Below are 25,992 nucleotides of genomic sequence, written 5' to 3' on the forward strand. Positions count from 1 at the left end.
GCCGAACTAAGCGATTTTTAAGTTTTCCAGTATTTGTATCGTTCTCGTTACCATATCCTTTGTAATATCCAGGTGTAATACCAGCCTCACTTTATCAGGAGCAATTGCATAGGCGAGGACCGAATGTTCTTTCAATTGAGCTACCAGGTCTTTAGCGCTGATCCCCTTCGTTTCAAAAATGACGATATTGGTTTCTACCGGCATTACCCTTTCTACATAGTTCTGTGTTTGCAATGCGGCTCCTATCGTCTTGGCATGTTCATGGTCTTCACTCAACCTTTCAATATGGTGTTGCAATGCGTAAATGCCGGCCGCCGCCAGGTAACCCACCTGGCGCATACCGCCACCAAAGAGTTTTCTTACGCGCTTTGCTTTTTTAATAAAGCGCGCATCTCCCAGCAACAAGCTGCCAACAGGGCATCCCAGGCTTTTCGATAAACAGATCGAAATACTATCGAACAACTCCCCGTATGGGCGGGGTGTTTCATTTTTTGCAACCAGGGCATTAAACAGTCTGGCCCCATCTATATGAAAGGGTAACCCGTTATTGTCACAAACCTGTTTTATTTTTTTTAGTTCTTCGAGGTCGTAGCAACTGCCGCCACCCCGGTTGCTGGTGTTTTCTACACAAACCAGGCTGGTGCGTGGCCGGTGTACATCATCGGGTTGAATGGCTTGCTCAACCTGCAAAGCATTGATGCGACCCCGGTCGCCAGGTAACAACTTGACAGAGGCTCCTGAATTAGCCGCAATCCCCCCTCCTTCATATTGATAAATATGGGCATCGGCGTCGCAGATTACTTCATCACCAGGTTGTGTATGACATTTAATAGCAATCTGGTTGGTCATAGTTCCGCTGGGACAAAACAAAGCTGCTTCTTTGCCGAATAAGGTGGCGGCCGTTTGCTCCAGTTCATTGACAGCAGGATCTTCTCCGAAAACATCATCGCCAACTGTGGCTTTCATCATGGCTTCTAACATAGCCGGGGTTGGACGGGTAACGGTATCTGACCGGAAATCGATGATCATATGCTTATTGGTTATAGATTCAAATTTAGGAGAATGCATTCATTTGCACGAAGTTTGTACTGTATCTTTGCCAACCGGCTGCCATTATTAATTTTTTAAAACAGGAGCAATTTTATGCCATCATTTGATTTTGTAAGTAAGGTAGATGCACAGGCGTTAGATAACGCTGTAAATGTTGTAAGTAAAGAGATCGCCAACCGTTTCGATTTTAAAGGCTCTCACCTGGTGATAGACCTGGATAAGAAAAACTATACCCTGAAGGTAGAGACTGAAGACGATATGAAGATGAAACAGCTGATTGATGTATTAGTGAATCGTGCTCATAAACAGGGTATTTCTCCCGAAGCTTTTGATTTAAGTAAGGAGGGGGGCATGATCGGCAAAGCCTGGAAAAAAGAGATCCAGGTGCGAAATGGCCTGAAGCAGGAAGATGCCAAAAAGATTATTAAACATATTAAAGACGCTGGTTTAAAAGTACAGGCGTCTATTAACGACGACCTGGTGAGAGTTACGGGTAAAAAAATTGATGATTTACAGGAAGTGATACAGGCTTCGAAAGGCTGGGGCCTGGATATACCGTTACAGGTGGAGAATATGAGAAGTTAAAGGGGTAGTGAACGGGGAATAGGAATTGGAACCAGGATGTGATACGATCACCAGTGAAGCAGCATCAGGTAAATTTCAAATCTTAAACCTTAAATCACAAATTTATTGTACCTTTGCACTCCTTTGAAGCAATTCTAAGGATAAATTTATTAAATAATTTGTACGGCAAAATCCGTACAACCTTAAAAATCATACAATTATGAAACAAGGTCTCCACCCCGAAAGCTACCGTTTTGTTGTTTTTAAAGACATGAGTAACGGTGATGCTTTTTTAGGAAAATCTACTGCAAATTCTAAAGAAACTATTAAATGGGAAGATGGTAATGAGTATCCGGTAATTAAATTGGAGATCTCCAGTACTTCTCACCCTTTCTTTACTGGTAAAAATATGCTGGTTGATACAGCGGGTCGTATTGATAAGTTCAAAAAGAAATACGCGAAGAAATAATTTTCCCCAGGAATTTATTTTACTAAGAGCCTCTGCAAAAGCAGAGGTTTTTTTTGGCACCTACTCAACCTATGCTTCATTGCAAATGCTTATCTTAGAACCCTCAATATGAAACAGGTTATAGCCTTTGCTCCCGCTCATTGCGAGCTTACTTTTCTTCAGCCATTTATTTTTACCAGAAAGGTGCAGGATTTCAGGGTGGGTGCATTAACTATCCGTGAAAAATGGGAGCAACTCCTGGATGCATCCTCTATTGATTTAAAAGATAACCGGCTGTCAGCGTTTTTTCCGTCAGTGAGTTTAGAAGAAGCCGGCGATGATGTTGTGAAGTACATTCTACCCGCTAATCTGTTACCCGATACAGAATTGGTGCGAAAGATAAAAACGTTGCTTCCCGGTCAGTCCATTGTGTCGAAGGATAACACAATGCTGGCAGGCTGTACAATGCAATCACCAGATGTTGAGAGCCTTCAGCCAATAGCAAGCCTTGAGCCGGCAGATTTTAAGCTGCTCGGGGCTGTTACACAAATCAACCTGTTTAATAAGGATGCATTATTGTATGATTATGAGATATTGAAGCAAAAGTGTGTTAGCCAACCGGTTGATCCCTCTAACAGGTTAATAGCCCCCGAAAATATTGTTATTGAACAGGGCGCTGTAATAAGGCATGCTATGCTCAATGCGGAAGAAGGTCCCATTTTTATTGCAAGAAATGCACAGGTGATGGAAGGCGTTTGTTTACGGGGCCCTATCTATATTGGAGAGAACGCGGTAGTGAAAATGGGAGCCGCTATTTACGGGGCAACTACTATTGGGCCGGGTTGTGTAATAGGTGGAGAGGTGAAGAATGCTGTATTCTTTGCTAACTCTAATAAAGGACACGATGGCTATATCGGGGATTCGGTAATAGGCGAGTGGTGTAATTTTGGCGCCGGCACCAGTAGTAGTAATATGAAGAACAATATAGGCGATGTGAACTACCAGCTACCCGATGCACTCCTTGTGACCGGCCAGAAGAAAGGCGGAGTGATCATGGGGGATTTTAGCCGGACGGCCATTAATACGTCTATTAACACAGGTACCTGGGTGGGCGTAAGCGCTCATCTGTTTGGAAAGGGGCTCACTCCGAAAATTATTCCTAATTTTAGCTGGGGATTTGAATCGGGACTGGGCGATTTATCCCGCCAATACACAGACGAACGTATATCCGGGAAACAGGAATATGTGTACAAGCTGGATAAGGCATTAAGAGATGCTGATGCCTGGATGCGGTTAAAGGGAGCTGCATTAAGTGACATCCAAAAAAGTATATTGACAGAACTTTACAATAAACGATAAAACAATTTTTAAAAATGAGAAAACAAATTGCAGCAGCAAACTGGAAAATGAACCTTACTTATACAGAAGGACAACAGTTGCTGGCAAGTATTCTGGAAAATGACCTGGGAAGCAAAGAAAACCATGAAGTGATTTTTGCTGTACCTTTTCCTTACCTGATCATGGCAAAGGAAAAAACAACTACGTTAAAGAACTATTATATAGCGGCGCAAAACTGCAGCAATAAAAAATCGGGTGCTTATACAGGTGAAGTGTCTGTAGATATGCTGGACTCTATTCATATCAAACATTGCATTGTAGGGCATAGCGAAAGAAGAGAATACTTTGGCGAGACAAACCAGGTTTTGGCAGAAAAAGTAAACCTGTTGCTGGAAAAAGAAATCACTCCGATCTTTTGTTGCGGAGAGTCTTTGGATATCAGGGAAGCGAATACACAAAATAGCTTTGTTGAAGTTCAGTTAAGAGAATCCTTGTTCCATTTATCAGCTGAAGAAGTGCAAAAAGTAGTGATTGCTTATGAACCCATCTGGGCAATAGGCACTGGTAAAACCGCTTCCACTGAGCAGGCTCAGGAAATGCATGCGCACCTGCGTTCAGTACTGGCTGCCCAATATGGTGCTGAGGTAGCCAATGAAATATCTATCCTTTATGGCGGTAGTGTAAAGGCAAATAATGCAAAAGAGATCTTTGCTTCTCCTGATGTAGATGGTGGTCTTGTGGGAGGCGCATCATTAGTAGCTTTGGATTTTATTGAGATTATTAAGGCGCTGAAATAAGTAAATTTACTTTACCAGCTATAAGCTATATATACTGAATCCAGGCCATCAGGCCTGGCTCTTTTAATTCGGGTACTTCTGAATAGTGTTCTTTTAATAAACCGGCATCAATTTTATAGACATGCATCCAGTTGGTTTGTAGAGCACAAACCTCAGCATAGCCCAGGTCAGTGTCTTAACTGGCCTCGAGCGGAGGTTAAACCATATGTAGTAATCATTTTGATACCTGTTTATTACAGGCTATAACATAAAAGCCGTTGCTTCGTATGGCAACGGCTTTCATTTATTTTTATCAGCTTCAATTAAAATACCAGGTTGTTTAAATAAGCAGCCCCTTCTTTCACACAATCCAATGGCGCTTTTTCGTAAGCTTCCTGCTCTAAAATATAACGCTGCATGCCCAGGCTTTTTGCCTGAGCCAATATTGATTTGTAGTCGATAGAACCTTTGCCTACGATGCAGCTTTGGTTAGGCTCGCCGTCTTTAAAAGGCATGTCTTTTTTACGGTCCTTTATATGGCAGAGTTTGAATCTCCATTTATATTTTTTCATCCACTCTATTGGATCCTGCCCTGCTGTAACCACCCAATACATATCCATTTCAAAGTCTACCAATGCCGGATCCGTATTCTTCATCATAATATCCTGCGGATATTGCGTGTCCTGTATCCTGAATGAATAGTCGTGGTTGTGATAAGCAAAGCGGATCCCGTTTTTCTGGCATATCTCACCGGCTTTGTTAAAGTCGTCAGCTGCTTTTTTATAATCATCCAATCTGCGTTGTTTACCCAACCAAGGGCATATCAGGTACTTCATGCCAATAGCACCGGCTTCTGCGGCCTTTCTTTCAAAATCTTTTTTATAATCGCAATGGCTGCTCACGATAGTTAATCCCAGTGAGTCCATATACTTTTTAAAATCGGTATTCGACATGCCCCAGAACATACCGTTAGCTCCTTCATAACTCTCAATTTCTTTATAACCAAACGAGGCCAGCTTTTTTAACACACCTTTCGGGTCTTTCGGTAAATCATCACGCAGTGAATATAATTGTATACCCAGGTTTTTGATAGTGCCACGGTTACCTGCAGACTTGCCACCGGCGCCACAGGAGGCCAATGCCATACCCAGGGCTGCGCCGCCACTCATTTTTAAAAAATCTTTTCTATCCATTTTTCAAAGTTTTAATAGAATCCTTCTTAATACTATATTTTCGCTTCGTTGCAATTAACAGCTATTATTGGCCATTGACTATTGACTATTCACGCTCTTGCCTCTACACATCACAAATCTGTACCGCCTGCTCCAGCGCTTTAAAACGTTCCTGATCGGTTTTCCCTGTAGGAATGAACTCCTGTGCTACGTGGCCTTTGAAGCCTGTTTCAAGAATAGCGTTCATAATAGCAGGGTAGTATAGCTCCTGTTTGTCATTCAGCTCATGCCGGCCCGGAACGCCTGCTGTGTGGTAATGAGCAATATACTGATGATTGGCTTTAATATTGGCAATCACATTGCCTTCATCTACCTGCATGTGGTAAATGTCGTATAGCAATTTAAAGTTTTCACTGCCTAATCTTTTACAAAGTTCTGCGCCCCAGGCTGTATGATCACACATGTAATCCTTATGATCTACTTTGCTGTTCAGTAGTTCCATCACCAAAACTACTTTATGCTTTTCAGCAAGCGGCAGTATTTTTTTTAAACCTTCTACACAGTTTTTTAAACCTGTTTCGTCATCCATACCGCGCCGGTTACCGCTAAAGCAGATCAGGTTTTTATAACCCGCTTTGGCTACAAGAGGGATACCTTCTTCGTAATCTTTGATCAATCCTGCGTGAAATTCGGTTCCCGCAAAACCGTCTACCAGGCTTACTTTACCCGGTATATAGCACATGCTGCAGGTGATACCATGTTTTTGAATAGTGGGCCAGTCTTTAGGCGCCAGCAGGTCGATGGCATTAAGCCCCATTTTTTTTACGGTTACACATAATTCTTCCAGGGGCACTTTGCCAAAAGTCCACTGGCATACACTATGGTTAATATTTCCTTTTAGTTGATACATCGGTTTTTCTTCGTTCGCAAATGTAGTTAAGGGAGAGAGGCTGGCGGCAACAGAGCCGGCAGCTAATGTTTTAAGCATGTTTCTTCTGCTATGCATTTGTAGCTGTTTTTTTATCGTTTCTGAAAATTACTGCAAACAGGAAGCAAACAACGGCGGCAATGCCGGCAGGCACCAGCCAAACATGTTGCCAGAAATCGCTTACGGATGCAGATGCAAGGTCTTTATATTTATTACCTATATAACCTGCTACCCAAAAGCCAATTAATTGTCCTATTCCATAAGTGGCAAGTGTAATAAGTCCCTGTGCCGAACTTTTATACCTTTCACCGGCTTTTGCATCTGTGTAAATTTGTCCGGACACAAAGAAGAAGTCATAGCAAATACCATGAAGTGCAATTCCCAAAATCAGCATAAAGGAAAGCTCACCGGCATTTCCATAGGCAAACAGCAAATACCTTACTGCCCATGCCAGCATACCTATTAAAATAGTATTCTTAAACCCAAATCTTTTAAACAGAAACGGAATTAGTAAAAGGAACAATACTTCTGACACCTGGCCGATCGCCATTTTAGCGGTTGGATTTTCCAGGCCGACATCCGTTAGGAATACATTCGCATTAGCATAATAAAAAGCCAGGGGAATGCATATGAGAATAGAAGAAATAAAGAATACCAGGAAGTTTTTATCTTTTAATAATTGAAGCGCATCCAACCCTAATATCTGGCTGATGGAAGCTCCCTGTCCTGCTTTCTTGGGGGGCGTTTTGGGAAGCGTAAAACTAAATAGTCCTAATACCAGTGAGGCAATAGAAGCCATGAGAAATGTATTTCTCAACGTATCGTTGGTTGTATTATTTTGTTCGTTATCCCAGTGGAAAACATAGCTGATGATTAGTCCTGCCAAGATCCAGCCGATTGTTCCAAAGATCCTGATGGAAGGGAACTCCTTTTCAGGGTTTTGCATTTGTCTGAAAGATACAGAGTTTACCAGAGCCAGTGTTGGCATATATAAGATCATGTATGACAAAACATAGGGGTAAAATGCTGCAGTGTTTTCTGATTTAAACATCATATACATCAGACCTGCACCTACGAGGTGAAGTATGCCCAATATCTTTTCTGCATTAAAAAAGCGATCGGCAATCAGGCCAATAATAAAAGGTGCAATAATAGCCCCCCATGATTGGGTCGAAAACACATTGGCTTTTTCGAATTCAGTGGCATTTAAGTTCTTGGCTAAAAAGGTTCCTAAGGTTACAAACCATGCTCCCCAGATGAAGAATTCGAGAAACATCATGAAGGATAACTGTACCTTGATAGTGGGCTTCATTGCTGTATTTTTTTAATTGATCAATCTTTATGATCAGGCCAGCGGCCTGGTTAATTTTTTATAATGCCAGTTGTCTTCTTTTACGCATGTACAGGTTAAGGCCAATAAATGCTGCAATTAAAATAACCGGAATGATTAATGTGGTGTTGATGATTTCGGGTCCTGCCGCACGGTTGGCTTCACTCAAAGCCAGCTTCATTTCTTCAGTAGCCTCCGCCGAATTGTAAATCTTAATGTCGGCACCCTGAGGTAATTTCTCAGCAATATATTTATCGTAAACCCCGCCCATAAACATCATATAAATAGACACGGCGAACATACCTGCGCCTCCCATAAGGTTTAATCCTACAGCGCCGGTTTTAGGAAGGTATTCGGCCACAAACCCCAGCATGGTAGGCCAGAAATAACAAACACCGGCTCCAAATACCAGGGCCCCTACGAAAATCATATTACCGCTGGTGTTACCCAGGAGATATAAACCCAGGGTAGCCAGTATAGCAGACATTAACAATACGCCCTGTGGTGCCAGTTTTTCTACAATAGGCCCGGCAAAAGCCCGTCCTATTACCATTACACCAGTTGATACCGTTAGCACCAACAAGGCATTATCCGTTACATTTCTTAGTAAGACATCGATCCACTGCCCGGTGAATAACTCCGTAATTGCAGTTCCGAACATGCAGATGATCATAAAAATAAAAAGTGGATTGGCTAGTGATTTATACATCTCACCAGTAGATATACCGTTGGCAACTCTTTCGGTAACAGGGAAATGTTGTTTGGCGAACAAAAAACCGTAAATAAGTGCGGGAATGATCATTATAGCTACCTGAATCTGCCATCCCAGTGCAATTTTATCAAAGAAGTAGACGATAAGCGTACCCAGTACGATACCTCCGGGAAACCATAAATGAAAGTGATTGAGTTTGGTGGTTTTATTTTCGGGGAACAGGGCTGTAACTAAAGGGTTACATGCAGCCTCTACCGTTCCGTTGGCGATGCCAATAAGCAGCGTTGAAAAGAAAAGAGACCAGAACGGATTATCGAATTTGCCGGCGAAGATGGTGAGTATAATGCCGATCAAATGAAAGATGAAAGCAAAGAGTAATAGCTTCTTCATTCCAACAACATCTACTATGAGACCGCCAATAACTACTGCAAGAGGAAAACCCCAGAATGCTGTTGCGGCGATGGTGCCTAATTCGGCCTTGTCTAATCCAAAATCAACTCCCAGCTTATTTAATATGCCAGCCCGGATGCCGAATGAAAGGGAGGTTACGAGTAAGGCCAGGCAACTTGCTGTAAATAGTTGCGACCTGTTGATTGTCTTCATGCTTGCTTTCGTTATAGTTTGTCGGTAAAAGGAAAAACAATTTTATGGCTAAATGTAACATTTTAATCCATAGCAAATATATGTGTTCTGACTTTTTATTAAGTGATTATACAACAAAAGGCTCCCAGAGGGGAGCCTTAATAATAATTATATAGGAAGAAACTAATTAGATCTTAGCTAATTCAACCTTACGATCTTTGGGGTTAACAGCGCTGTAGGCCATGGCCGCCTTTACAAAATGTACAAAAATGGGCTGTGGATTCTCTACCGTACTTTTTAATTCGGGGTGGTATTGCACTCCTATAAAGAAAGGGTGGGTAGGAAGCTCGATCACTTCCACTAATCCGCTATCAGGGTTCTTACCGCTGGCCACCATGCCCGCTTTTTCAAACGCATCGAGGTATTTATTGTTAAACTCCCAACGATGCCTGTGCCTTTCAGTAATGTTTTCAGCCTCATAAATAGTATGTGCCAGGCTGCCAGGTTTTACCGAGCAGGTATAAGAACCTAATCTCATAGTACCCCCTTTTTCGGTCACCTTCTTTTGTTCTTCCATTAATGCGATAACCGGCTCCGAAGCATTTTCATCCATTTCGGTAGAATTGGCGTCTTTCAAGCCTAAAACATTCCTGGCAAATTCAATAGCTGCCATTTGCATACCCAGGCAAATTCCGAAGAAAGGCAGGCCATTTTCACGGGCATATTTCACGGCTGTTATTTTTCCTTCAATTCCTCTGAGTCCGAATCCGGGAGCTACCAGTAACCCTTCCAGCCCTGCCAGTTTTTCTTCTACATTTTCATCAGTAATATACTCGCTATGTACATTTATGATCTGTACCTGGCATTCGTTTACCGCGCCTGCATGTACAAAAGCCTCTAAGATAGATTTATAAGCATCCTGAAGTTCGAGATACTTACCGATAAGTCCAATGCGTACAACCGTTTTCGGGTATTTTAATTTATCGAGAAAAGTACGCCATTTAGAAAGTTCCGGCTCAGGATAATCTGTCATGTTCATTTTTTTCAGACAGGTCAGGTCCAGTTTTTCCCGCAACATGGCCAATGGTACTTCGTAAATGGTAGACTGGTCGGTTGCTTCGATCACAGCTTCCTGTTTTACATTACAGAATAAGGCGATCTTCCTTTTCAATTCGGGAGTTAAGGGTTTTTCCGTTCTGCACACAATAATATCCGGTCTTACTCCTTCCTGACTCAGCATTCTTACACTATGCTGCGTAGGTTTTGTTTTTAGTTCTTTTGCTGCTTTCAGGTAAGGGATATAGGTTAAGTGGATAACAACTGTATCTTCTTCGGGTAGCTCCCACTGTAATTGACGGATAGCTTCCACAAAAGGTAAGCTCTCGATGTCGCCAATAGTACCGCCGATCTCCGTAATCACAATATCATACTCGCCGGTAGTACCCAACTCCATCATACGACGCTTGATCTCATTGGTGATATGAGGTACTACCTGAACGGTTTTACCCAGGTAGGCGCCTTCTCTTTCCTTATTAATAACCGTTTGGTAAATACGGCCGGTAGTTACATTATTGGCCTGCGAGGTGAAAATATTTAAAAAACGTTCGTAGTGACCAAGGTCCAGGTCCGTTTCTGCGCCATCTTCGGTAACATAGCACTCACCGTGCTCGTAAGGGTTAAGGGTTCCCGGATCTATATTAATATATGGATCGAACTTTTGGATGGTAACCCTGAAGCCCCTTGCCTGTAACAGCTTGGCTAATGAGGCTGCGATGATTCCCTTACCTAAAGAAGATGTTACGCCACCCGTAACAAAAATATACTTGGCCATAAAAAGTTGTTTACACTCAATAAAATATTATCAAACAAGTAAAAAGGTACTTGCAGACAATGTTGTGATAAAATTTAGTATGAAAAAAGGATCTTAAACGACCAGCAGAAATACTCCGCTAAGGGAAACTTATGGAGGTCATGCAAAGATAGGAATTAGCACGGATATATTAAAATGCTTGTTAGTTGAAAGACATTACCTGTTGAAAGGACGCTCGTTGATCCAGTTAAATCCTCTGTTCATAAGCAGAAACTCGTCTTTTTTCTTTCTGTGTAAAAATATCTGTACAGAATCCGCATCCAGCTTCCCCGAGAGAGAGGTAATCCCATTTCTGTCGCTTTCGATTTTCAGCGTCTTTTTGGTGTAGGCGGGTTCACCAACCGGGGTTAGTTCAATATAATTTTCTTTTCCATATATAAATTTATACTCGTAGCTTTTCAGGCTGTCAGTCATAAACCGTATAGTGGCCGGTCTTTGGCTTCTGATATTGAGATGCTTCCATTGGGTTGAATCGGCCGAAATTGCAGGCACTTCTTTGTTATTAACTATAAATTTCTTTACCTCGTAAAATCCCAGGTAGGTAGAGGTAGCAGCATTTTCGCCGTACTCTTTATCGGCTGAAAAAGCGTAGTTTATTTTGGGAATAAGGGTAGCGGCAATAAGCAATATTTTTAAAGACAGCTTAGTGATACGCATCCATTTCTTTGATAAAACAGGCGCTTTGATCGTAGGTAACGACACGGGCTTTCCAGAAAATAAGAACAGGCATAGGCGTTTTATATCGTGTGCCAATAAAAATAACGTCATAACCACCAGCATGGTAGAAAGAATTTTTACGGGAACATCAAAAAAATAATTCACCGCCATTATATTGGCCGCTGTCATGAGGGTTATTATAGCGCCAAAAGTCATGGTTCTTCTAAAAAGCAATAAAAGAGCTGCGCACTCGGCTACACCCATAAAAATATTATAGCCCTTCGAAAACCCTAAAAAAGTCCATGCTAATCCCATAGGAGATGACTCTCCATAAGGTTGCATAAGCCGCCCAACGTGTGGAGAAGGGAATTGTAGTTTGATAATTTTTACTATTCCATAATTAAAAAGCATAAAAGCCACATAAAACCGCACCAGAACGGTTAACCAATAGTAAAGTTTTACATAGCTTTTGCGTTTCCAATCTATTGTTGACCATAAAATGGTTGCTAAAACAGCAATTGAAAAAATAATGAATAAAATTACATAGGAATAAGTATTGTCTCCGCTGCCATATCCATTTTGTTCAAATTCGTATGGAATTTTTAAAACCTGTTTGCTTATCCAGGGCACCAGCTTGCTAAACTGGTTGGATATCGGTGCCGTAAAAGATGCTACTTCCGTTGGAAAAGCGCCATTGTTGTTTAGAAGAATAAACAGAATGAAGAATACAAAAAAGAATCTGAATAAGATCTTCTCATACCAATTCCATGCAGCCGGAGGCTGTAACAAATTTGTTGGGTGCTGGTTATTCATATGTCAAGTGTTAGCGGGTAGTGTTTGTGTTTCTAATCCCTTGCAATTTTTTTATAGCTGGTAATCACACCTCGGATCAATGAAGAACTAAAGCCTCTGTGTTCCATTTCATTTAAACCTACGATCGTGCAGCCCTTTGGGGTAGTAACTTTATCAATTTCCTGCTCGGGGTGCGTATTGTTTACCAGCAACAGTTCTGCAGCGCCTTTAACTGTTTGAGCGGCAATAAGGCTGGCGGTTTTGGCATCGAACCCAATTTCTATCCCGCCCTGTATGTTCGCTCTTATGTATCGTAGTGCAAAAGCGGTTCCACAGGCTCCGAGCACAGTAGCCGCATCCATCAGTTTGTCGTCAATAACCGCAACTTTCCCCACTGTATTAAACATTTTTGTAACGAACTGCACCTGTTTGTCTGTTGCGTTTTCGTAGCTAATGCAGGTCATGCTTTCCTGGATGGCAACAGCCGTATTGGGCATAGCGCGGAACACGGGCAGCTCTACCTGGGCCATTTCCTTCAGATCGCTTACCGTTACACCTGTAATAACCGAAATTAAAACCTGTTTTTTATGGAGTACCGGCGCAATAGTCTTCATAACGCCTTCCACCTGGAAGGGCTTTACCGCAAGAATGATAACATCGCTGCCCGAAGCGGCTTTCACGTTGTCGTCAGTGATCTTAACCGTTTTCGGCAGTTCACCTTTCAGGGTAGATATGTTTCTTTTGGTAATGGTAATATCTGCCGGATTGCAGAAATCACTCTTGATTAATCCCTGTGCTATAGCGGTACCTAAGTTTCCTCCGCCAATGATGGCTATTTTTTGAGACACTGATATTTGTTTTAAAAAAAATGAATGATGCAGCGGTGTACCGATGCTATGACTTTTGTAAGGCTGGCAAATCTACAAAAGCCTGTGAAGATTACGGCATTTTCCCGTTTTAGGTTAATCTGTATGAATTGTATTCCTCCGGGCACACCCATGGGATAGTGATGTTTTGAAGAAAACTAAAATAGATTGCTCAACGCATTATTAAATTAGATAATGTTATAAAAAGTGGAGAAAACATAGTAATAATTATATTTTTTGTAATAATTACAAATATTTTTAATAAAAAAATCCCTCAAATCGTATATTTGCACTCAATTAAAACAAACTTATCACGATGTCTTTAAGAATTTCTGCACTTTCGAACATTCCGGCTACAACAGATGAGTTGGGAAAAATTACGCCAAAGATCACTACGGTATTTGGATCGCATGTATTTAACCTTAAAACTGCAAGAGAGTATTTAAGCGATGACGCTTATAAAAGTATAGTCGCTTCTATCAAATCGGGGCAGAAAATCGACAGAAACGTTGCTTCTAACATCGCTAATGGTATGCGTGCCTGGGCAGAAAGCAAAGGTGTAACTCACTTTACACACTGGTTTCAGCCACTTACAGGTACTACCGCTGAAAAGCATGATTCGTTTTTTACGCTGAAAAGCGATGGTACACCTATCGAAGAATTTGATGGCGCTGCTTTGATTCAGCAGGAGCCTGATGCATCTTCTTTCCCTAATGGTGGCCTGCGTGCTACTTTTGAAGCAAGAGGATATACTGGTTGGGACCCTTCTTCACCTCCTTTTATTATTGAAATTGGTCATGGCCGTACACTTTGTATCCCTACCATTTTTATTTCATACACTGGTGAATCTTTAGATTATAAAGCACCTTTATTGAAATCTATCGACCTGTTGAACAAAGCAGCGGTAGATGTTTGTAATTTCTTTGACAGAAATGTAACCCGTGTTAATGTTACTTTAGGCTGGGAGCAGGAATATTTCGTTATAGACGATGGTTTGTTCCGTGCAAGACCTGACCTGGTAATGTGTGGCCGTACTTTATACGGGCATAACTCAGCTAAAAACCAGCAATTAGAAGATCATTATTTCGGATCTATTCCTGAAAGAGTGTATGCTTTTATGCGTGATTTTGAAAACGAGTGCTATAAATTAGGTATTCCTTTAAGAACCCGTCACAACGAGGTGGCCCCTGCTCAGTTTGAGTGTGCGCCTATCTTCGAAGAAGCGAACCTTGCGGTTGACCACAACACTTTGTTGATGGATGTAATGAGCCGCATTTCTATCAGGCATGGCCTGCGTGTTTTATTGCACGAGAAACCATTTGCTGGTATCAACGGTAGCGGTAAGCACAACAACTGGAGCTTATCAACTGATACTGGTGTTAACTTATTAGCTCCTGGTAAAACACCAAAAACCAATTTGATGTTCCTTACATTCTTTGTAAATGCCATTAAAGCGGTTCATGATTATGCGGATGTATTGAGAGCTTCTATTGCTTCTGCGCCCAATGATCACAGGTTAGGAGCCAACGAAGCGCCTCCTGCTATTATCTCTGTATTTATTGGTGAGTACCTGACGAAGGTGTTAAACGATATTAAACAGCGTGTAAGCGGTGATATGGATGAGCAGGACGAAAGCATGCTGAAACTGGATATCCATAAAAACATCCCGGATCTTTTATTAGATAATACCGATCGTAACCGTACTTCTCCATTTGCCTTCACGGGTAACAAGTTTGAGTTCAGAGCCGTAGGTTCTACAGCCAACTGCGCAAGTCCAATGACGGTGCTGAACACGATCATGGCACAAACACTGAAAAACTTTAAATCAGATGTTGACGGCCTGATCGAAAAAGGAGAGAAGAAAGAGATCGCTATTATGCAGGTGATCAACGATTACATCGTAAGCAGCGAGAAAATTTTGTTTGAAGGTGACGGTTACAGCGAAGCATGGGAAAAAGAAGCAGAAAAAAGAGGTCTTCCTAACCTGAAAACAACTCCTTTGGCTTTGGATGCAATGGTAAATGAAAAGAATACCAAGCTGTTTGTTGAAAATGGCATCTACAGTCATTCTGAGCTGCATGCAAGACATGAGATCGAGCTGGAAAAATATATTAAGAAAGTACAGATCGAAGGTCGCATCATGGGTGAAATGGCTACCAGTATGATCCTGCCTCCGGCGATCCGCTATCAAAACCTGTTGGCTAAAAACATCAGGGGTTTGAAAGAAGCTGGTTTAACTGAAGAAGCGTATGCCAATCAAAAGCAAATCCTCGATAAGATCTCTGAGCATATCAACAAAGCCAGCGACCTGGTAGAAAAAATGATCCAGGCACGTAAAATTGCGAATGCAATCGAAGATACACGTACTAAGGCGATCGCTTATGAAAGCCAGGTAAAAGCGGCCTTCTTCGACCAGATCCGTTACCACGCTGATAAATTAGAGCTGTTGGTTGACGATAAAGAATGGTACCTGCCTAAATATCGCGAGTTATTGTTCTTACGCTAATAAGCAATTCAATGATAAGTTAAAGTCGCTGTAGCAATGCAGCGGCTTTTTTTTGTATTGTTCAAACCTCTTAGTCAGCCACATAGTCCTGCAGGTAGCCGAAATGTGGGGTTAGCTTGCCTCCCGATGCTATGGTGGCTCGTTGAATAATAGTATTTCCGCCTTTTATCAGGTCGTCCCAAACATATTTAATCAGCTGTTCTCCAAAATAGCGGCTGGCATCCCGGGGCAACTCGTTAGGTAAATTACTTACTGCCATTATATCTATGGAGTTGTCTTTATAAGGCGCCGTTTGGGCAAGGGACAATTTATCAATGCCGTAAACCGGGTCTTCAATGGTTGCGCTACCCTTATTCACCGGTATAGAGCCTGCTTTGTCATCAGAGATATCTGCAATCGTTTGAATGATGAAATCGGGTTGCGCTATATGTTCTTTCCTGAAAAGCCTTGGAATTCCTTCTTCCCAGTAAACACCGTTTAGTAAAATATCAGTCTGGCTGGCATAAGGTAAAAATTTGCTCTGGTAATTCTGGGGGTGTTCATGAAAGTCTTCACGGCTGTAATTACCGGTGATTTCATGCTCGTACAGGTCTTTACCTTTTAGTTGCGTGTATACGGGGTAGGCAAACCTTCTTTTTAAATAGTCTTCGGGTTCTACCTCGTGCAATCCCAGTAAATTCATGATCTCGATAAGGCCATGTGCTACGCGGCCACTGCCGGTTACTGCTACCTTTATATTGGGCAGTTTCAATCCAAAATAGCTATGTATTAATTCTTTGAAATTTTTTTGTTTAAAAACCCTTTCCAGGTGGTACAGGCCGGTTCTTTTGCCATAGGCCATAATGCCATTATGGGCGCCCACAATTCCTGCAAAAAAACCGAAGCCGATAATCCGTTGACCATCGTCATGCTCCAGGCACTCATAATCGATTAAGGTGACATTTTTATTTAAAATGGCTCTTAGCAGGTGGCGGTTATGGGGCTGCTTTTTGCGGGTATGAGAGAAGAACAGGTAGGTCTTATCCTCAATCAGGCTGTCAATAGCAGCTTCCTTGATACCTAAAAGAACAGAGCAGTCTTGCAGATCGTCTGATAGCACAGCGCCAGCCCGTTCATACTCTGTATCCTGGAAGCAACGTATGGCGGAAGGTTGAACAACTATAGATAAGTTGTTGTTATGAGACAGAAGCCACTTGCACTGGTCGGGTGTGAGAGCCACCCGGTTGTCGGCAGGTATCTTTTCTTCTTTGATGATGCCAATTTTAATCATATAACTTTGTAGCAAGGTTCTATGCAATTTACTTTAAAGATTTTTGAATGACTGTATTAAAAAATATAGGGAAATGGATACTGAAGGTTCTTATACCCAGGAAAAGCTGCTGTAAATAGGGGAGTAAAATAATACTTTGTAACAGGGTGTATTTTTGATGATTATTTCGTAATATTGCACCCCGTTTCAAAGAGAAGCCCAGATGGCGGAATTGGTAGACGCGCTAGACTCAAAATCTTGTTTCGGCAACGGAGTGCAGGTTCGATTCCTGTTCTGGGCACAACACCCCGCAATTAGCGGGGTTTTTTTATGCCATGAAACGTTGTGCTGACAAAGCTTATCCTATATTGTTGGATTTTTGGTTTCCCTTCAGAAAACTTTGGTTTGAGAGGATTTTTCACGCAAACTTTCCAAGGCAATGCGAACCTGTCAGCAGATCATAAAAGAGAGCGTATTCTTTAATACATATTTCAAATAACATTGGGAACCTTGGGCTGACTGTAATGAATGATCTTTAGGGTATTTTAAGAAAAAGGTCGCCTGACGGAATAACATCACCCACTACAATGACGGTATTTGGAACTCCCTGCCTGTGTTTTCAATTATAACGGTAATTGCAAACCTATGACAAATGTATCTAACCACCTTAACGTGAATTACTTTTTAGCTAAACATGCTATATTGATCAATACCATAACCTCAATAATATACTACCGGCTTCAATAATGAATTTTCTGCTGACTTAAATATAATGAAGACCATGTCGGGATTGTTGAAGTTCTCTGATGGACTTTACACCAACAGGTATTTGGACTTCCGGGCAATAAAAAACAATCGTAATTAGTTCATTTTTGCTTCATACTTTTTAAATCAGTAAAAATGAGCAAAACAATTTTAATTACAGGAGCAGCAAGCGGTTTTGGAAAAATTGCTGCATTTGACTTAGCTAAAAAGGGGTACAAAGTAATTGCCACTACACAGGTTTACCCCCAGGTAAGCGACCTGATGCGGGAATCAAAAGAATCAGGAGTTGAGTTGACCGTTGATAAGCTAGATGTAACCAATACCCGTGATATTGAGTATATCATAGGCAAATATGACATTGATATTCTCATTAGTAATGCAGGAATAATGGAGGGTGGACCTATTGCCGAACAACCTCTGGAGTTAATCCGTTCAATGTTTGACGTGAATGTATTTGGCGGTTTGCAATTATCGCAGGGCTTTATAAAAAAATGGATTGAGCAAAAAAAGCCGGCGAAAATTGTATTTACAACATCTATGGGCGCACTTTGGACAGTTCCTTACGTGGCAGCTTATTGTGCGTCAAAGCATGCAATGGAGTCGATTGCCGAAGGTCTTAAAACAGAATTGGCAGCATTCAATATTAAAATCGCTACCTGTAATCCGGGAGTGTTTGGTACAGGATTCAATGACCGTGGCGTTGACTCTATTTTTCGCTGGTATAATCCTGAGAAAAATTTTACGCCTCCAACAGCTTTTGAAGATGCAGCCGAATCATTGAAAAATCAGCTAGACCCTCAGTCAATGGCAGATACAATTGTAAATGTGGCATTGGATGGAAATTCAAATTTCAGAAATGTACATCCAAAAGAGACAGAAGATTTTATAAAACAGCTACAAGCAGACGCCTGGACAGTAAAAAGCTAAATCATTTTGTGAGAGCACAGGCTAATATCTGTGCTTCCTTTTTCTCCAACAAAAACCCAAATAATATGAATATTACATATGATGAAACACAAAAAGCGATGAATGCTTCTATTGAAAAAGCAAGAGAATTGAATATTCCCGTAAGCATCGCAGTAGTTGATACCGGGGGGCATTTAATGAATCTTGCAAGACTGGATAGTGTGTATGGTGTGTTAGACTTTGCAGTAAAGAAAGCAAAAACGGCTATAATGTTTGGTGTAGACAGCGATGTTATGGGATCCATTATTGCAGTTGCCGGACTGCATAGTTGCGGTATGTTGAATGCGAACGGAGGACTATTGACTATTGCAGGGGGCATGGTAATTAAAAATAACAAAGGCAAAATTGTCGGCGCTATTGGTTCTTCCGGAGGAACACCAGAACAAGACAAAGAAATTGCAGAAGCCGGAGCAAAAGCTCTTTCTTGATTTTTTTAAGACCTTTGTTAAATGGAACAAAACAGTGAAATCATATTTGACAAATTAGTCTATTCTTGCGCTTTTGAAAAATACAGGGGATACGAAGAGTTTATACCAGAACATTTTTTAGGATTTCAGCTATCAGGTGAAACCCATGCATTTGGTGTAGAAGGCAATATGGTTATCGGGGAAAATACAGTAGTATTGGTCAGGAGAAATCAATTGATACGAACTATAAAATATCCGTCTAAATCGGGAAAGTACCAGTTTGTGTCCATCACACTGGATCGGGAAATACTACGGCAGTATGCTCTTGAACATAAGATCGTATTGGACAACCGGCCGGAAATAAAGCAAAAAGTGTTTTTTGAACCCGACGACTTTCTCATTGCCTATTTTCTTTCACTCGGCCCTTATATAAACAAAACTAAAGAAGCAACGCCTAAACTGGCAAATTTAAAAATCAGGGAAGCTATTGAGCTATTGCTTCAAAGCAACCCTGATTTAAAGCAAATTCTGTTTGACTTTTCAGAGCCATATAAAATAGATTTGGAAGAATTCATGAATCAAAATTATATGTTTAATGTTTCGGTGGAAGCATTCGCAAAGCTAACCGGAAGAAGTGTATCTGGCTTCAAACGCGACTTTGCAAAGGTATTCGATAATACGCCTAAACAATGGTTAAGAGATAAACGATTGAACGAGGCAATGTATCTGATTAAACAAAAGAAAGAAAAACCCGCTGATTTTTATCTGGACCTGGGCTTTGAAAATCTGTCTCATTTCTATTATACGTTTAAACAGAAATTTGGGGTAACAACTACTGAAATTTAAAATACTTTTTAAAAAAAGCAAGCTTCATTATAGCCGGTCAGCATAGTGATAAGGCATCCTGGCTAAAAATCTAAAGCAATTCCTTATGTTTAATCAGGTAGTCAAGTGCTTCTTTTACTGCAACCTCTGCATTCTTGGGATTAAAACCTAGCTCTTCCCTTGATTTGGAGATATCAAAGTTTTGCTGTAATCCTGAAAACATAGCGATGTCTTTAGTAGTGAGAACAGGCGGTTTCCCACTAATCTTTGCTGAAAACTCCATTAATCCTGCAATCGCATATAATATAAATTTAGGTACTGTACCGGGAATCTTAAGTTTTAATCCGGGATATAGTTTTTGAGCAAGTATAGTTGTGTCTGTAATGGTAATACACTTTTCGTTTGCAAGAATGTACCGTTCTCCCGGGCGACCCTTTTGAGCGGCAAGATAGCAGCCTTCAGCTACATCTTTTACATCCACCCAATTGAGTGTTATCTTAGTATCCATCGGAATTTTCTTGTTTAGTATCAGCCTTAATACGCCATAAGATACATTCAGAGGTAAAAGTGCTTCACCTCCTATCATTGCTCCCGGCATAACTGAAACTAATTCTATTCCCAATTCTTTGGCTAACCGGAAAGCCAGCCTTTCTCCATCGTTTTTCGAATTATAATACATGTCCCTGCGATCAGGATTGTAGCCGTTACTTTCTTTTGTAGGAAGGTGGGTGTAATCCAATGCTGCGATGGAGCTTACATAAATGATTCTTTTGACCCCGGCTTCTGCTGCAGCTTCCATGGTGTTGCGGGTTCCCTGCATATTCACATCATAGATCTCTTTTTTCGGATTTTTAGCCCATAATTTAAACGCTGCACCCACTGCATAAAATGTATCAACACCTTGCAATGCCTTTACAAAAGAAGATTTATCTGTAATGTCTGCCTGAACCACTTCGCAATCAAGATCTTTGAGACCATCCGGGTTTTGTATGTTTCGAACAGAGGCCCGCACCCGGAATCCTTTTTTTATTAGCAGTCTTACAAGGTTATTTCCCAAATGTCCGTTTGCTCCGGACACCAGCACTAAATTTTTATTTGTCATATCCATTGATTTAAAATGAGAAAGCAAAGTTCAATCTTGCTCATTCAAAACCACTTCACAAATGTTACCAAATAATTTGTTTTCGGATACGACTCAAACTTTTAGGATTCATCCCGAGGAAAGAAGCAATGTATTGCATAGGTACATTGTGAAGTATTTCCGGGTGATTGTTCATCAGTTTTAAATAACGCTGCTCAGTACTAAGCGTAGCGAGCTCTTTAGAACGTTTTTCATTATAAGACAGCGATTGCTGAAATATCAAAATACTGAAATCTTTGAAGGCCGGGCTTTCCCGGATCAGTAAATCAAGATCTGTTTTCGTGATGCGTAAGAGCTCACATTCGGTAATACACTCCAGATTCTCATCTGATTTGCTCTGACCTGTGAAATGATTATAGGAGGTAATGAAACCCGGAGGGCAATTGATATGAGTAGTCTGTTCATCTCCCTTATCATTGTAATGGAACAAGCGAACAAAGCCGGAAACAATGAAATAAAGATAAGCCGGAATTTTTCCCTCTTCTTCGATGATCCTGTTTTTAGGATATCGAATAGGTTCAAAATATTGCAGGCACAAATTTCTTTCCTGGTCAGAAGGTTTCACATTTTGTACAATAAGCTGAATGAGTTGATTGTGCATACTGCAAATGTAGAAAACATAGCTCCTGGAATAAAGCGTTATTTACTTTCATTCCGATCTGCCCAAAATCATACAGCCGTATCATTAGTTTTAAGCTTGTTGAGGCTGCAGGCCAAATGGTGTTGTTCCAGGTTTAGAGGGCTAACACTTTTTTTTGTTTCCCATAACATTGTGACCTGGCTTACAGGTAGCCTGAACTATTATCATTTGGACTTTTACAATGGAAACTGGTTTTTAGCCATATTGGGTTTGACGCATTTGTCATGAAATTAAATTGAAATCGTGTTGTGGTATTGGCATAGGTTATAGCTTCAAATTATCTTGCATTTATAAAGACTCAGTTCTAAGAATACAGTTGAGATGACTAATGCCAATGTCGATTCCTTCCCGGAATGGGTGAGTCGGCCTGGCAAATCAAGCCAGCACCACGCCAAAAGAGTTGCCATCAGGATCCGATAAAACGACGTGATCTGCGCCAGCTTCATATTTCAAGCCTTTGAGCTTCGTAGCTCCTAACATCACTAACCTTTCTACTTCAGCCTGCTGATCATCGGTTATCAGGTCTATGTGGTGTCGTTTCGCTTCTTCGGAACTAACCAGCTTAAGAGATAACTGCATGCCATGGCCTTCCTTTGGAACAAGTATTGCAAAATCTTCGTCAGGCTCCCTTTTTAGTTTATATTGTAAAGCCTGGCTCCAAAATGCTATAGCTCTTTGTAAGTTTTTTACTCCCCATACAATCGATAAAATTCTTAGTGACATAAATTCTTTCATTTTTTAGCCTAAGTTCAATATGAATACTGTTCAATACCATTTTACCTTTAAGTAATAAAGTTTAGTTTGTCGATACGGACCGTTCAAACAAGCCAGGGTAAAATAAGACAAACCCTTCCTCATCTACCCGGATATCTGCTCTAAAATCGTCATAAACATTTTCATACCTGTATGTAGCTTCAGATATTTTGGAATACCTCTGCCGGGTGGGCTTTATCTCTCCTTCCAGGATATCAATGTAGATTACTGTAATTTCCTGTTCCCCGCCAACAGCCATATCCAGGTTATTGATAGGCAAAGTATTCGTGAACGGCGATAAGCTTATATCAATAAAGCTAAAATCAATAAAACGTGTATCCGGCTCTCCGTTTATAATCCAGCTGCTATTTTCTTTTGTACCGCTAATTTCTTGTACCCTGCCATTTACTTCAGATATGATATGGAAGGTTGTGACCGTCCAATCTTTTGTTATTTCTGCCCTGTACCTGACAATATAATCGCTTTCCTGAAACGAGCCAATTATGCCTGACTCAACTTGAATTGTTTCCTGGCTTTCGGAAATTTGTAAATGTTCCATCGAATTGTAGAGAATGCCTTTCCAGATTAATGATTTCATTTATTATAAGTTTCCGGTTAGTAACTTGTAACAAATTTCACACCATAAGCATGTCGCTATTGAAACAGCTACCGTTCTTAAAAAAGCTTTATTTCAGATTGACTTGATTAAGACTTTTTCAGATCGGGCATTCATGTTCGCCTTAGCTACTGCAGCACCAAAACATCAGGCAATTTAGTTTTTCTCCTATTCCCCAATTCGGATACATCATTTCCCATTTTGGCTACAGGCATTTCTGCACCCTTGCTGAACTTTGTTCTATAAATTTAAAATCAAGGAAATGCAGAAAGAAACAAAGAAAGTTGCACTGGTAACAGGAGCAAATACAGGTGTAGGTTTCCAGATTGCCAGGGCGTTAGCTGGTAACGGCTATACCGTTTACGTTGGCGCCAGAAATCCGGACAAAGGAGCAATTGCCGCAAAGGAAATAGGAGACCAGTCAAAGGCCATTCAATTGGATATCACGGATACTGGTTCAATTGAGGCGGCAGTAACGCAAGTACAAAGCGAAGTAGGTTATCTTACATTGCTGGTTAATAACGCAGCTATCTCGAACGCTGGAAAACCGGGCCGAACAATGGAAGAGGTTCTTGGTGCTCAACGTGCCAGCATTGCACCTATCGATGAGATGAAAGCAGTTTGGGACACAAACGTGTTTGGAACGCTTGCTGTGACACAAGCCTTTCTCCCGCTATTACGCAAAACAGAGGCAGCAAGAATTGTCACAGTTTCAAGCGCATTAGGGTCACTTACTTTAAATGCCAACCCGGCTAATCCCTATCGCTCTGCATTCGACGCCGTTTATGGTGCGTCTAAAACTGCACTCAACGGCGTTTTTCTTTCACTGGCCAACGAGTTACAAAATGAAAATATCAAAGTACATTTAGTAAGCCCTGGTTTTACAGCTACGGCCCTTAATAATTTCCAGGGAACCGACACGGTAGAGGAAGGATCTGTTGAGCCTATAAGGGTAGCCTTAGCAGAAGACCTGTCTACAGGAAGCTTTACAGGACCCGCGCACTATGCAGGTACAGACAATATAATTCCCTGGTAACATAATAGCGGTCAATGACCCGGGGCAGGAAAATAGCCCCGGGTTTTAGTATATTTATAAGATGAAAAATAAGGACGATAATCTCATACGGTTTATATCGATATCGGAAACCCACAAGGCGTTTGGCCTGCCCAAACCGCAACATCCCCTGATCAGCCTTGTCCATTTCAATGAGCAAAATCCCTTTAATTCAAGTATGGCTCCGATCTACGATCTGCTTAGCTTCTATAAAATCACTTTCATTACGCATAACAACGGAAGATTGAAGTACGGACGGGCTTATTACGATTATAATGAAGGCAGCATGCTTTTCTTAGCGCCGAACCAATTAGTTGGCAGTACGGAGTATAATAGCAAAACATATTGTTACATTTTGCTAATCCATCCCGATTTTTTGCTGGGCTACCCTTTGGCCAATAAGATCAAACAATATGGTTACTTTGCTTATTCATCTAATGAAGCATTACATTTATCCGACGCAGAAAGAGGTACTATCCTTTCTGTTTTTAGGAATATGGAAGAAGAGCTCAATAGCCGTGTTGATGAATTCAGCCAGGAAGTTATGATCGCTCAGATTGAATTGCTGTTGAGTTATGTTAACCGCTTTTATAAACGCCAGTTTATTACACGAAAAGTGGCCAACGATGATATCCTGGTGAAAACAGAAGCCATTCTGGACAATTACCTCAATAGCAACCAGGCTATACATCAAGGAGTGCCTACTGTCAAATTCCTCTCCGACCAGCTAAATCTTTCACCCGGTTACCTGGGCGATTTGCTTCGTTCGCTCATCGGCCAGAATGCGCAGCAATATATCCATGAAAAATTGATTGAGAAAGCAAAGCAGCGGCTGAGCACAACGCGGTTAAGTGTTGCCGAAATTGCCTATGAGCTTGGTTTTGAACATTCGCAAAGTTTTAGCAAGCTTTTTAAGAATAAAACAAATCAATCTCCCCTGGAGTTTAGAGCCTCGTTCAACTAAATTATGAACGTCATTCAATAAGGTATACGAGACAGTATTTCGTATTCGCCGCTTTTGCGATCCCGATATTTTGTGCCAGGAATTACCTTGAATTACTTCGATACCCGGAGAATTTTACTCACATGACTTTCATCTGTGAGGCCAAAATCGCTTGCGATCTGTTTAAGACTGTAATTGCCACCACCTATTCGTTGCCTGATAATGTTATAGCGGTAATCGCTGATATACTGTCGCAAGGTTATGCCGGTACTCCTTTTAAAATAGGGCCCGATGTAGTCTGGTGATACATTAAAATGACCGGCCATTACCACAGCCTTCAAGAGGTCTGGATAATAGATGTTTTTGTGAATATAGCAAAAGACGGCCTGCATATCCTTATGTCGCGGGCCGGCAGGTTTCAGTTCAGGCATATTACGCTGAAGAATAGCTGCCAATGACAGTACCTGCATCCAGATGAGCTGATCGTTGGCGAAACTGTCTGCCTTCAGGGAGAGGACCACATTGAAGATCCTGTCAACGATTATGCTGTCCCGGGTTGATAGCTTAAACCCGGCGAAATGTGTTTCGCGGCTCTTGACAAGATATTCCAGGTGCTGCACACCGTCCCTGATCTGCCCACCGGCACGATGCATATACTGGTCCGTGAATTTAAGGTAAATAAAATATGTCGGTTGCTCAATCTCGAAGCGGTGCGTTTCTTCGGGCCCGATTAAAAAAATATCGCCGGAGTCATAGGGAAATGTTACCCCATTAATAACATGCACGCCCTTTCCTGCTTTGATGTATATCAGCTCATAATGATTATGGTTGTGGAGCGGATGCTGCCATTTGTTGGCCGTAAAATCGGCTATGAGGAGAGGTTCGTACTGACGATAACGTTTCATGTTAGAAATATACAAAAAACTCACGGATTATTACCGGGGTCGACATGGTATTAGCAGGAACTTTGCAAAATAAATAGCAAACGGATAGCCAGCCAGGGTAAAATGTCAGACAAAGATTAGGCAACCTTTTCCTTGTT

At 41.2% G+C, this 25,992-nt stretch carries 24 protein-coding genes and 1 tRNA gene; 11 read left to right on the forward strand and 14 right to left on the reverse strand.

Translation table 11 applies throughout. The features are described from left to right. Positions 1-6: 6 nt before the first annotated feature. Entirely contained in the window at positions 7-1,068 is a 1,062-nt protein-coding gene (locus ACLOAU_RS20290) for a threonine aldolase family protein (RefSeq protein WP_427863725.1), read from the reverse strand. 75 nt (positions 1,069-1,143) lie between these two features. On the opposite strand from ACLOAU_RS20290, the gene ACLOAU_RS20295 reads away from it, so the two are divergent. The 4 genes from ACLOAU_RS20295 (at position 1,144) to tpiA (ending at position 4,197) form a co-directional block, all read left to right on the forward strand. Continuing rightward, positions 1,144-1,635 carry a YajQ family cyclic di-GMP-binding protein gene (locus ACLOAU_RS20295; RefSeq protein WP_427863726.1) on the forward strand — a complete coding sequence of 164 codons (492 nt, stop codon included), beginning with the start codon at positions 1,144-1,146 and terminating at the stop codon, positions 1,633-1,635. A gap of 199 nt (positions 1,636-1,834) precedes the next feature. Next, positions 1,835-2,083 (forward strand): type B 50S ribosomal protein L31, encoded by a 249-nt coding sequence (locus ACLOAU_RS20300; protein WP_427863727.1) that lies wholly within the window; start codon positions 1,835-1,837, stop codon positions 2,081-2,083. Positions 2,084-2,191: 108 nt separating this feature from the next. Further along, a complete protein-coding gene (locus ACLOAU_RS20305; RefSeq protein ID WP_427863728.1) occupies positions 2,192-3,421 on the forward strand; it encodes a putative sugar nucleotidyl transferase in 1,230 nt (409 codons plus the stop codon). A 14-nt stretch (positions 3,422-3,435) separates the two neighbouring features. Further along, positions 3,436-4,197: a triose-phosphate isomerase gene (tpiA, locus tag ACLOAU_RS20310; protein ID WP_427863729.1), complete on the forward strand. Its 762-nt coding sequence runs from the start codon at positions 3,436-3,438 to the stop codon at positions 4,195-4,197. 302 nt (positions 4,198-4,499) lie between these two features. Here the strand turns inward: tpiA and ACLOAU_RS20315 are convergent, their stop codons facing one another. The 7 genes from ACLOAU_RS20315 to proC all read right to left on the reverse strand — a co-directional run bounded on the left by ACLOAU_RS20315 (position 4,500) and on the right by proC (position 13,067). Then, positions 4,500-5,369 (reverse strand): TIM barrel protein, encoded by an 870-nt coding sequence (locus ACLOAU_RS20315; RefSeq protein ID WP_427863730.1) that lies wholly within the window; start codon positions 5,367-5,369, stop codon positions 4,500-4,502. Positions 5,370-5,472: 103 nt separating this feature from the next. Next, positions 5,473-6,354 carry a hydroxypyruvate isomerase family protein gene (locus ACLOAU_RS20320; protein WP_427863731.1) on the reverse strand — a complete coding sequence of 294 codons (882 nt, stop codon included), beginning with the start codon at positions 6,352-6,354 and terminating at the stop codon, positions 5,473-5,475. Beyond that, entirely contained in the window at positions 6,347-7,588 is a 1,242-nt protein-coding gene (locus ACLOAU_RS20325; protein ID WP_427863732.1) for a nucleoside permease, read from the reverse strand. The genes ACLOAU_RS20320 and ACLOAU_RS20325 overlap by 8 nt, the downstream gene beginning before the upstream one ends. Positions 7,589-7,646: 58 nt before the next feature. Further along, a complete protein-coding gene (locus tag ACLOAU_RS20330) occupies positions 7,647-8,921 on the reverse strand; it encodes an MFS transporter (RefSeq protein WP_427863733.1) in 1,275 nt (424 codons plus the stop codon). 166 nt (positions 8,922-9,087) lie between these two features. After that, a complete protein-coding gene (gene pyrG / locus ACLOAU_RS20335; protein ID WP_427863734.1) occupies positions 9,088-10,731 on the reverse strand; it encodes a CTP synthase in 1,644 nt (547 codons plus the stop codon). 195 nt (positions 10,732-10,926) lie between these two features. Next, positions 10,927-12,240, reverse strand: a complete 1,314-nt coding sequence (locus ACLOAU_RS20340) for a hypothetical protein (RefSeq protein ID WP_427863735.1) — start codon at positions 12,238-12,240, stop codon at positions 10,927-10,929. A gap of 32 nt (positions 12,241-12,272) precedes the next feature. Continuing rightward, positions 12,273-13,067 (reverse strand): pyrroline-5-carboxylate reductase, encoded by a 795-nt coding sequence (gene proC, locus ACLOAU_RS20345; RefSeq protein WP_427863736.1) that lies wholly within the window; start codon positions 13,065-13,067, stop codon positions 12,273-12,275. Between the two features lie 334 nt (positions 13,068-13,401). Between proC and ACLOAU_RS20350 the strand changes: the two genes are divergently transcribed. Next, complete coding sequence (locus tag ACLOAU_RS20350) at positions 13,402-15,591, forward strand: glutamine synthetase III family protein (RefSeq protein ID WP_427863737.1); 2,190 nt, start codon at positions 13,402-13,404, stop codon at positions 15,589-15,591. Between the two features lie 70 nt (positions 15,592-15,661). On the opposite strand, the gene ACLOAU_RS20355 is transcribed toward ACLOAU_RS20350, so the two are convergent. Beyond that, entirely contained in the window at positions 15,662-16,861 is a 1,200-nt protein-coding gene (locus ACLOAU_RS20355) for an NAD(P)-dependent oxidoreductase (RefSeq protein ID WP_427863738.1), read from the reverse strand. A gap of 196 nt (positions 16,862-17,057) precedes the next feature. On the opposite strand from ACLOAU_RS20355, the gene ACLOAU_RS20360 reads away from it, so the two are divergent. The 4 genes from ACLOAU_RS20360 to ACLOAU_RS20375 all read left to right on the forward strand — a co-directional run bounded on the left by ACLOAU_RS20360 (position 17,058) and on the right by ACLOAU_RS20375 (position 19,824). Beyond that, positions 17,058-17,141: transfer RNA gene (locus tag ACLOAU_RS20360), tRNA-Leu, on the forward strand. 599 nt (positions 17,142-17,740) lie between these two features. After that, on the forward strand, positions 17,741-18,532 hold the full coding sequence (locus tag ACLOAU_RS20365; RefSeq protein WP_427863739.1) for an SDR family oxidoreductase: 792 nt from the start codon (positions 17,741-17,743) through the stop codon (positions 18,530-18,532). A 65-nt stretch (positions 18,533-18,597) separates the two neighbouring features. Further along, positions 18,598-18,999 (forward strand): GlcG/HbpS family heme-binding protein, encoded by a 402-nt coding sequence (locus tag ACLOAU_RS20370; RefSeq protein WP_427863740.1) that lies wholly within the window; start codon positions 18,598-18,600, stop codon positions 18,997-18,999. Between the two features lie 21 nt (positions 19,000-19,020). Then, complete coding sequence (locus tag ACLOAU_RS20375; protein WP_427863741.1) at positions 19,021-19,824, forward strand: helix-turn-helix domain-containing protein; 804 nt, start codon at positions 19,021-19,023, stop codon at positions 19,822-19,824. A 70-nt stretch (positions 19,825-19,894) separates the two neighbouring features. On the opposite strand, the gene ACLOAU_RS20380 is transcribed toward ACLOAU_RS20375, so the two are convergent. The 4 genes from ACLOAU_RS20380 to ACLOAU_RS20395 all read right to left on the reverse strand — a co-directional run bounded on the left by ACLOAU_RS20380 (position 19,895) and on the right by ACLOAU_RS20395 (position 22,935). Beyond that, positions 19,895-20,905: an NAD-dependent epimerase/dehydratase family protein gene (locus ACLOAU_RS20380; RefSeq protein WP_427863742.1), complete on the reverse strand. Its 1,011-nt coding sequence runs from the start codon at positions 20,903-20,905 to the stop codon at positions 19,895-19,897. Positions 20,906-20,969: 64 nt separating this feature from the next. Then, positions 20,970-21,545 carry a Crp/Fnr family transcriptional regulator gene (locus tag ACLOAU_RS20385; protein ID WP_427863743.1) on the reverse strand — a complete coding sequence of 192 codons (576 nt, stop codon included), beginning with the start codon at positions 21,543-21,545 and terminating at the stop codon, positions 20,970-20,972. A gap of 414 nt (positions 21,546-21,959) precedes the next feature. Further along, the gene (locus ACLOAU_RS20390; RefSeq protein WP_427863744.1) at positions 21,960-22,307 is read right to left on the reverse strand and encodes a VOC family protein; all 348 of its coding nucleotides are present in this window, start codon (positions 22,305-22,307) and stop codon (positions 21,960-21,962) included. A gap of 73 nt (positions 22,308-22,380) precedes the next feature. Beyond that, positions 22,381-22,935: a putative glycolipid-binding domain-containing protein gene (locus ACLOAU_RS20395; protein ID WP_427863745.1), complete on the reverse strand. Its 555-nt coding sequence runs from the start codon at positions 22,933-22,935 to the stop codon at positions 22,381-22,383. Between the two features lie 280 nt (positions 22,936-23,215). On the opposite strand from ACLOAU_RS20395, the gene ACLOAU_RS20400 reads away from it, so the two are divergent. Together ACLOAU_RS20400 and ACLOAU_RS20405 are read left to right on the forward strand one after the other, a co-directional pair. Further along, positions 23,216-23,989 (forward strand): SDR family NAD(P)-dependent oxidoreductase, encoded by a 774-nt coding sequence (locus tag ACLOAU_RS20400; RefSeq protein ID WP_427863746.1) that lies wholly within the window; start codon positions 23,216-23,218, stop codon positions 23,987-23,989. Positions 23,990-24,050: 61 nt separating this feature from the next. Continuing rightward, positions 24,051-24,971, forward strand: a complete 921-nt coding sequence (locus tag ACLOAU_RS20405; RefSeq protein ID WP_427863747.1) for a helix-turn-helix domain-containing protein — start codon at positions 24,051-24,053, stop codon at positions 24,969-24,971. Between the two features lie 92 nt (positions 24,972-25,063). Here ACLOAU_RS20405 and ACLOAU_RS20410 read toward each other — a convergent pair whose 3' ends face one another. After that, positions 25,064-25,855 (reverse strand): AraC family transcriptional regulator, encoded by a 792-nt coding sequence (locus ACLOAU_RS20410; RefSeq protein ID WP_427863748.1) that lies wholly within the window; start codon positions 25,853-25,855, stop codon positions 25,064-25,066. Between the last annotated feature and the right edge of the window lie 137 nt (positions 25,856-25,992).

This window comes from Paraniabella aurantiaca (assembly GCF_050309965.1).
Classification (GTDB): domain Bacteria; phylum Bacteroidota; class Bacteroidia; order Chitinophagales; family Chitinophagaceae; genus Niabella.

Excerpts from the sequence above, each read along its gene's own strand:
- ACLOAU_RS20340 (WP_427863735.1), bottom strand. The coding sequence starts at position 12,240 with ATGAATAACCAGCACCCAACAAATTTGTTACAGCCTCCGGCTGCATGG.
- ACLOAU_RS20370 (WP_427863740.1), top strand. The coding sequence starts at position 18,598 with ATGAATATTACATATGATGAAACACAAAAAGCGATGAATGCTTCTATT.
- ACLOAU_RS20350 (WP_427863737.1), top strand. The coding sequence starts at position 13,402 with ATGTCTTTAAGAATTTCTGCACTTTCGAACATTCCGGCTACAACAGAT.
- ACLOAU_RS20375 (WP_427863741.1), top strand. The coding sequence starts at position 19,021 with ATGGAACAAAACAGTGAAATCATATTTGACAAATTAGTCTATTCTTGC.
- ACLOAU_RS20405 (WP_427863747.1), top strand. The coding sequence starts at position 24,051 with ATGAAAAATAAGGACGATAATCTCATACGGTTTATATCGATATCGGAA.
- ACLOAU_RS20320 (WP_427863731.1), bottom strand. The coding sequence starts at position 6,354 with ATGCATAGCAGAAGAAACATGCTTAAAACATTAGCTGCCGGCTCTGTT.
- ACLOAU_RS20365 (WP_427863739.1), top strand. The coding sequence starts at position 17,741 with ATGAGCAAAACAATTTTAATTACAGGAGCAGCAAGCGGTTTTGGAAAA.
- pyrG (WP_427863734.1), bottom strand. The coding sequence starts at position 10,731 with ATGGCCAAGTATATTTTTGTTACGGGTGGCGTAACATCTTCTTTAGGT.
- ACLOAU_RS20290 (WP_427863725.1), bottom strand. The coding sequence starts at position 1,068 with ATGCATTCTCCTAAATTTGAATCTATAACCAATAAGCATATGATCATC.
- ACLOAU_RS20410 (WP_427863748.1), bottom strand. The coding sequence starts at position 25,855 with ATGAAACGTTATCGTCAGTACGAACCTCTCCTCATAGCCGATTTTACG.
- ACLOAU_RS20390 (WP_427863744.1), bottom strand. The coding sequence starts at position 22,307 with ATGTCACTAAGAATTTTATCGATTGTATGGGGAGTAAAAAACTTACAA.
- tpiA (WP_427863729.1), top strand. The coding sequence starts at position 3,436 with ATGAGAAAACAAATTGCAGCAGCAAACTGGAAAATGAACCTTACTTAT.
- ACLOAU_RS20395 (WP_427863745.1), bottom strand. The coding sequence starts at position 22,935 with ATGAAATCATTAATCTGGAAAGGCATTCTCTACAATTCGATGGAACAT.
- ACLOAU_RS20295 (WP_427863726.1), top strand. The coding sequence starts at position 1,144 with ATGCCATCATTTGATTTTGTAAGTAAGGTAGATGCACAGGCGTTAGAT.
- ACLOAU_RS20380 (WP_427863742.1), bottom strand. The coding sequence starts at position 20,905 with ATGACAAATAAAAATTTAGTGCTGGTGTCCGGAGCAAACGGACATTTG.
- ACLOAU_RS20305 (WP_427863728.1), top strand. The coding sequence starts at position 2,192 with ATGAAACAGGTTATAGCCTTTGCTCCCGCTCATTGCGAGCTTACTTTT.
- ACLOAU_RS20325 (WP_427863732.1), bottom strand. The coding sequence starts at position 7,588 with ATGAAGCCCACTATCAAGGTACAGTTATCCTTCATGATGTTTCTCGAA.
- ACLOAU_RS20355 (WP_427863738.1), bottom strand. The coding sequence starts at position 16,861 with ATGATTAAAATTGGCATCATCAAAGAAGAAAAGATACCTGCCGACAAC.
- ACLOAU_RS20400 (WP_427863746.1), top strand. The coding sequence starts at position 23,216 with ATGCAGAAAGAAACAAAGAAAGTTGCACTGGTAACAGGAGCAAATACA.
- ACLOAU_RS20330 (WP_427863733.1), bottom strand. The coding sequence starts at position 8,921 with ATGAAGACAATCAACAGGTCGCAACTATTTACAGCAAGTTGCCTGGCC.
- ACLOAU_RS20315 (WP_427863730.1), bottom strand. The coding sequence starts at position 5,369 with ATGGATAGAAAAGATTTTTTAAAAATGAGTGGCGGCGCAGCCCTGGGT.
- ACLOAU_RS20300 (WP_427863727.1), top strand. The coding sequence starts at position 1,835 with ATGAAACAAGGTCTCCACCCCGAAAGCTACCGTTTTGTTGTTTTTAAA.
- ACLOAU_RS20385 (WP_427863743.1), bottom strand. The coding sequence starts at position 21,545 with ATGCACAATCAACTCATTCAGCTTATTGTACAAAATGTGAAACCTTCT.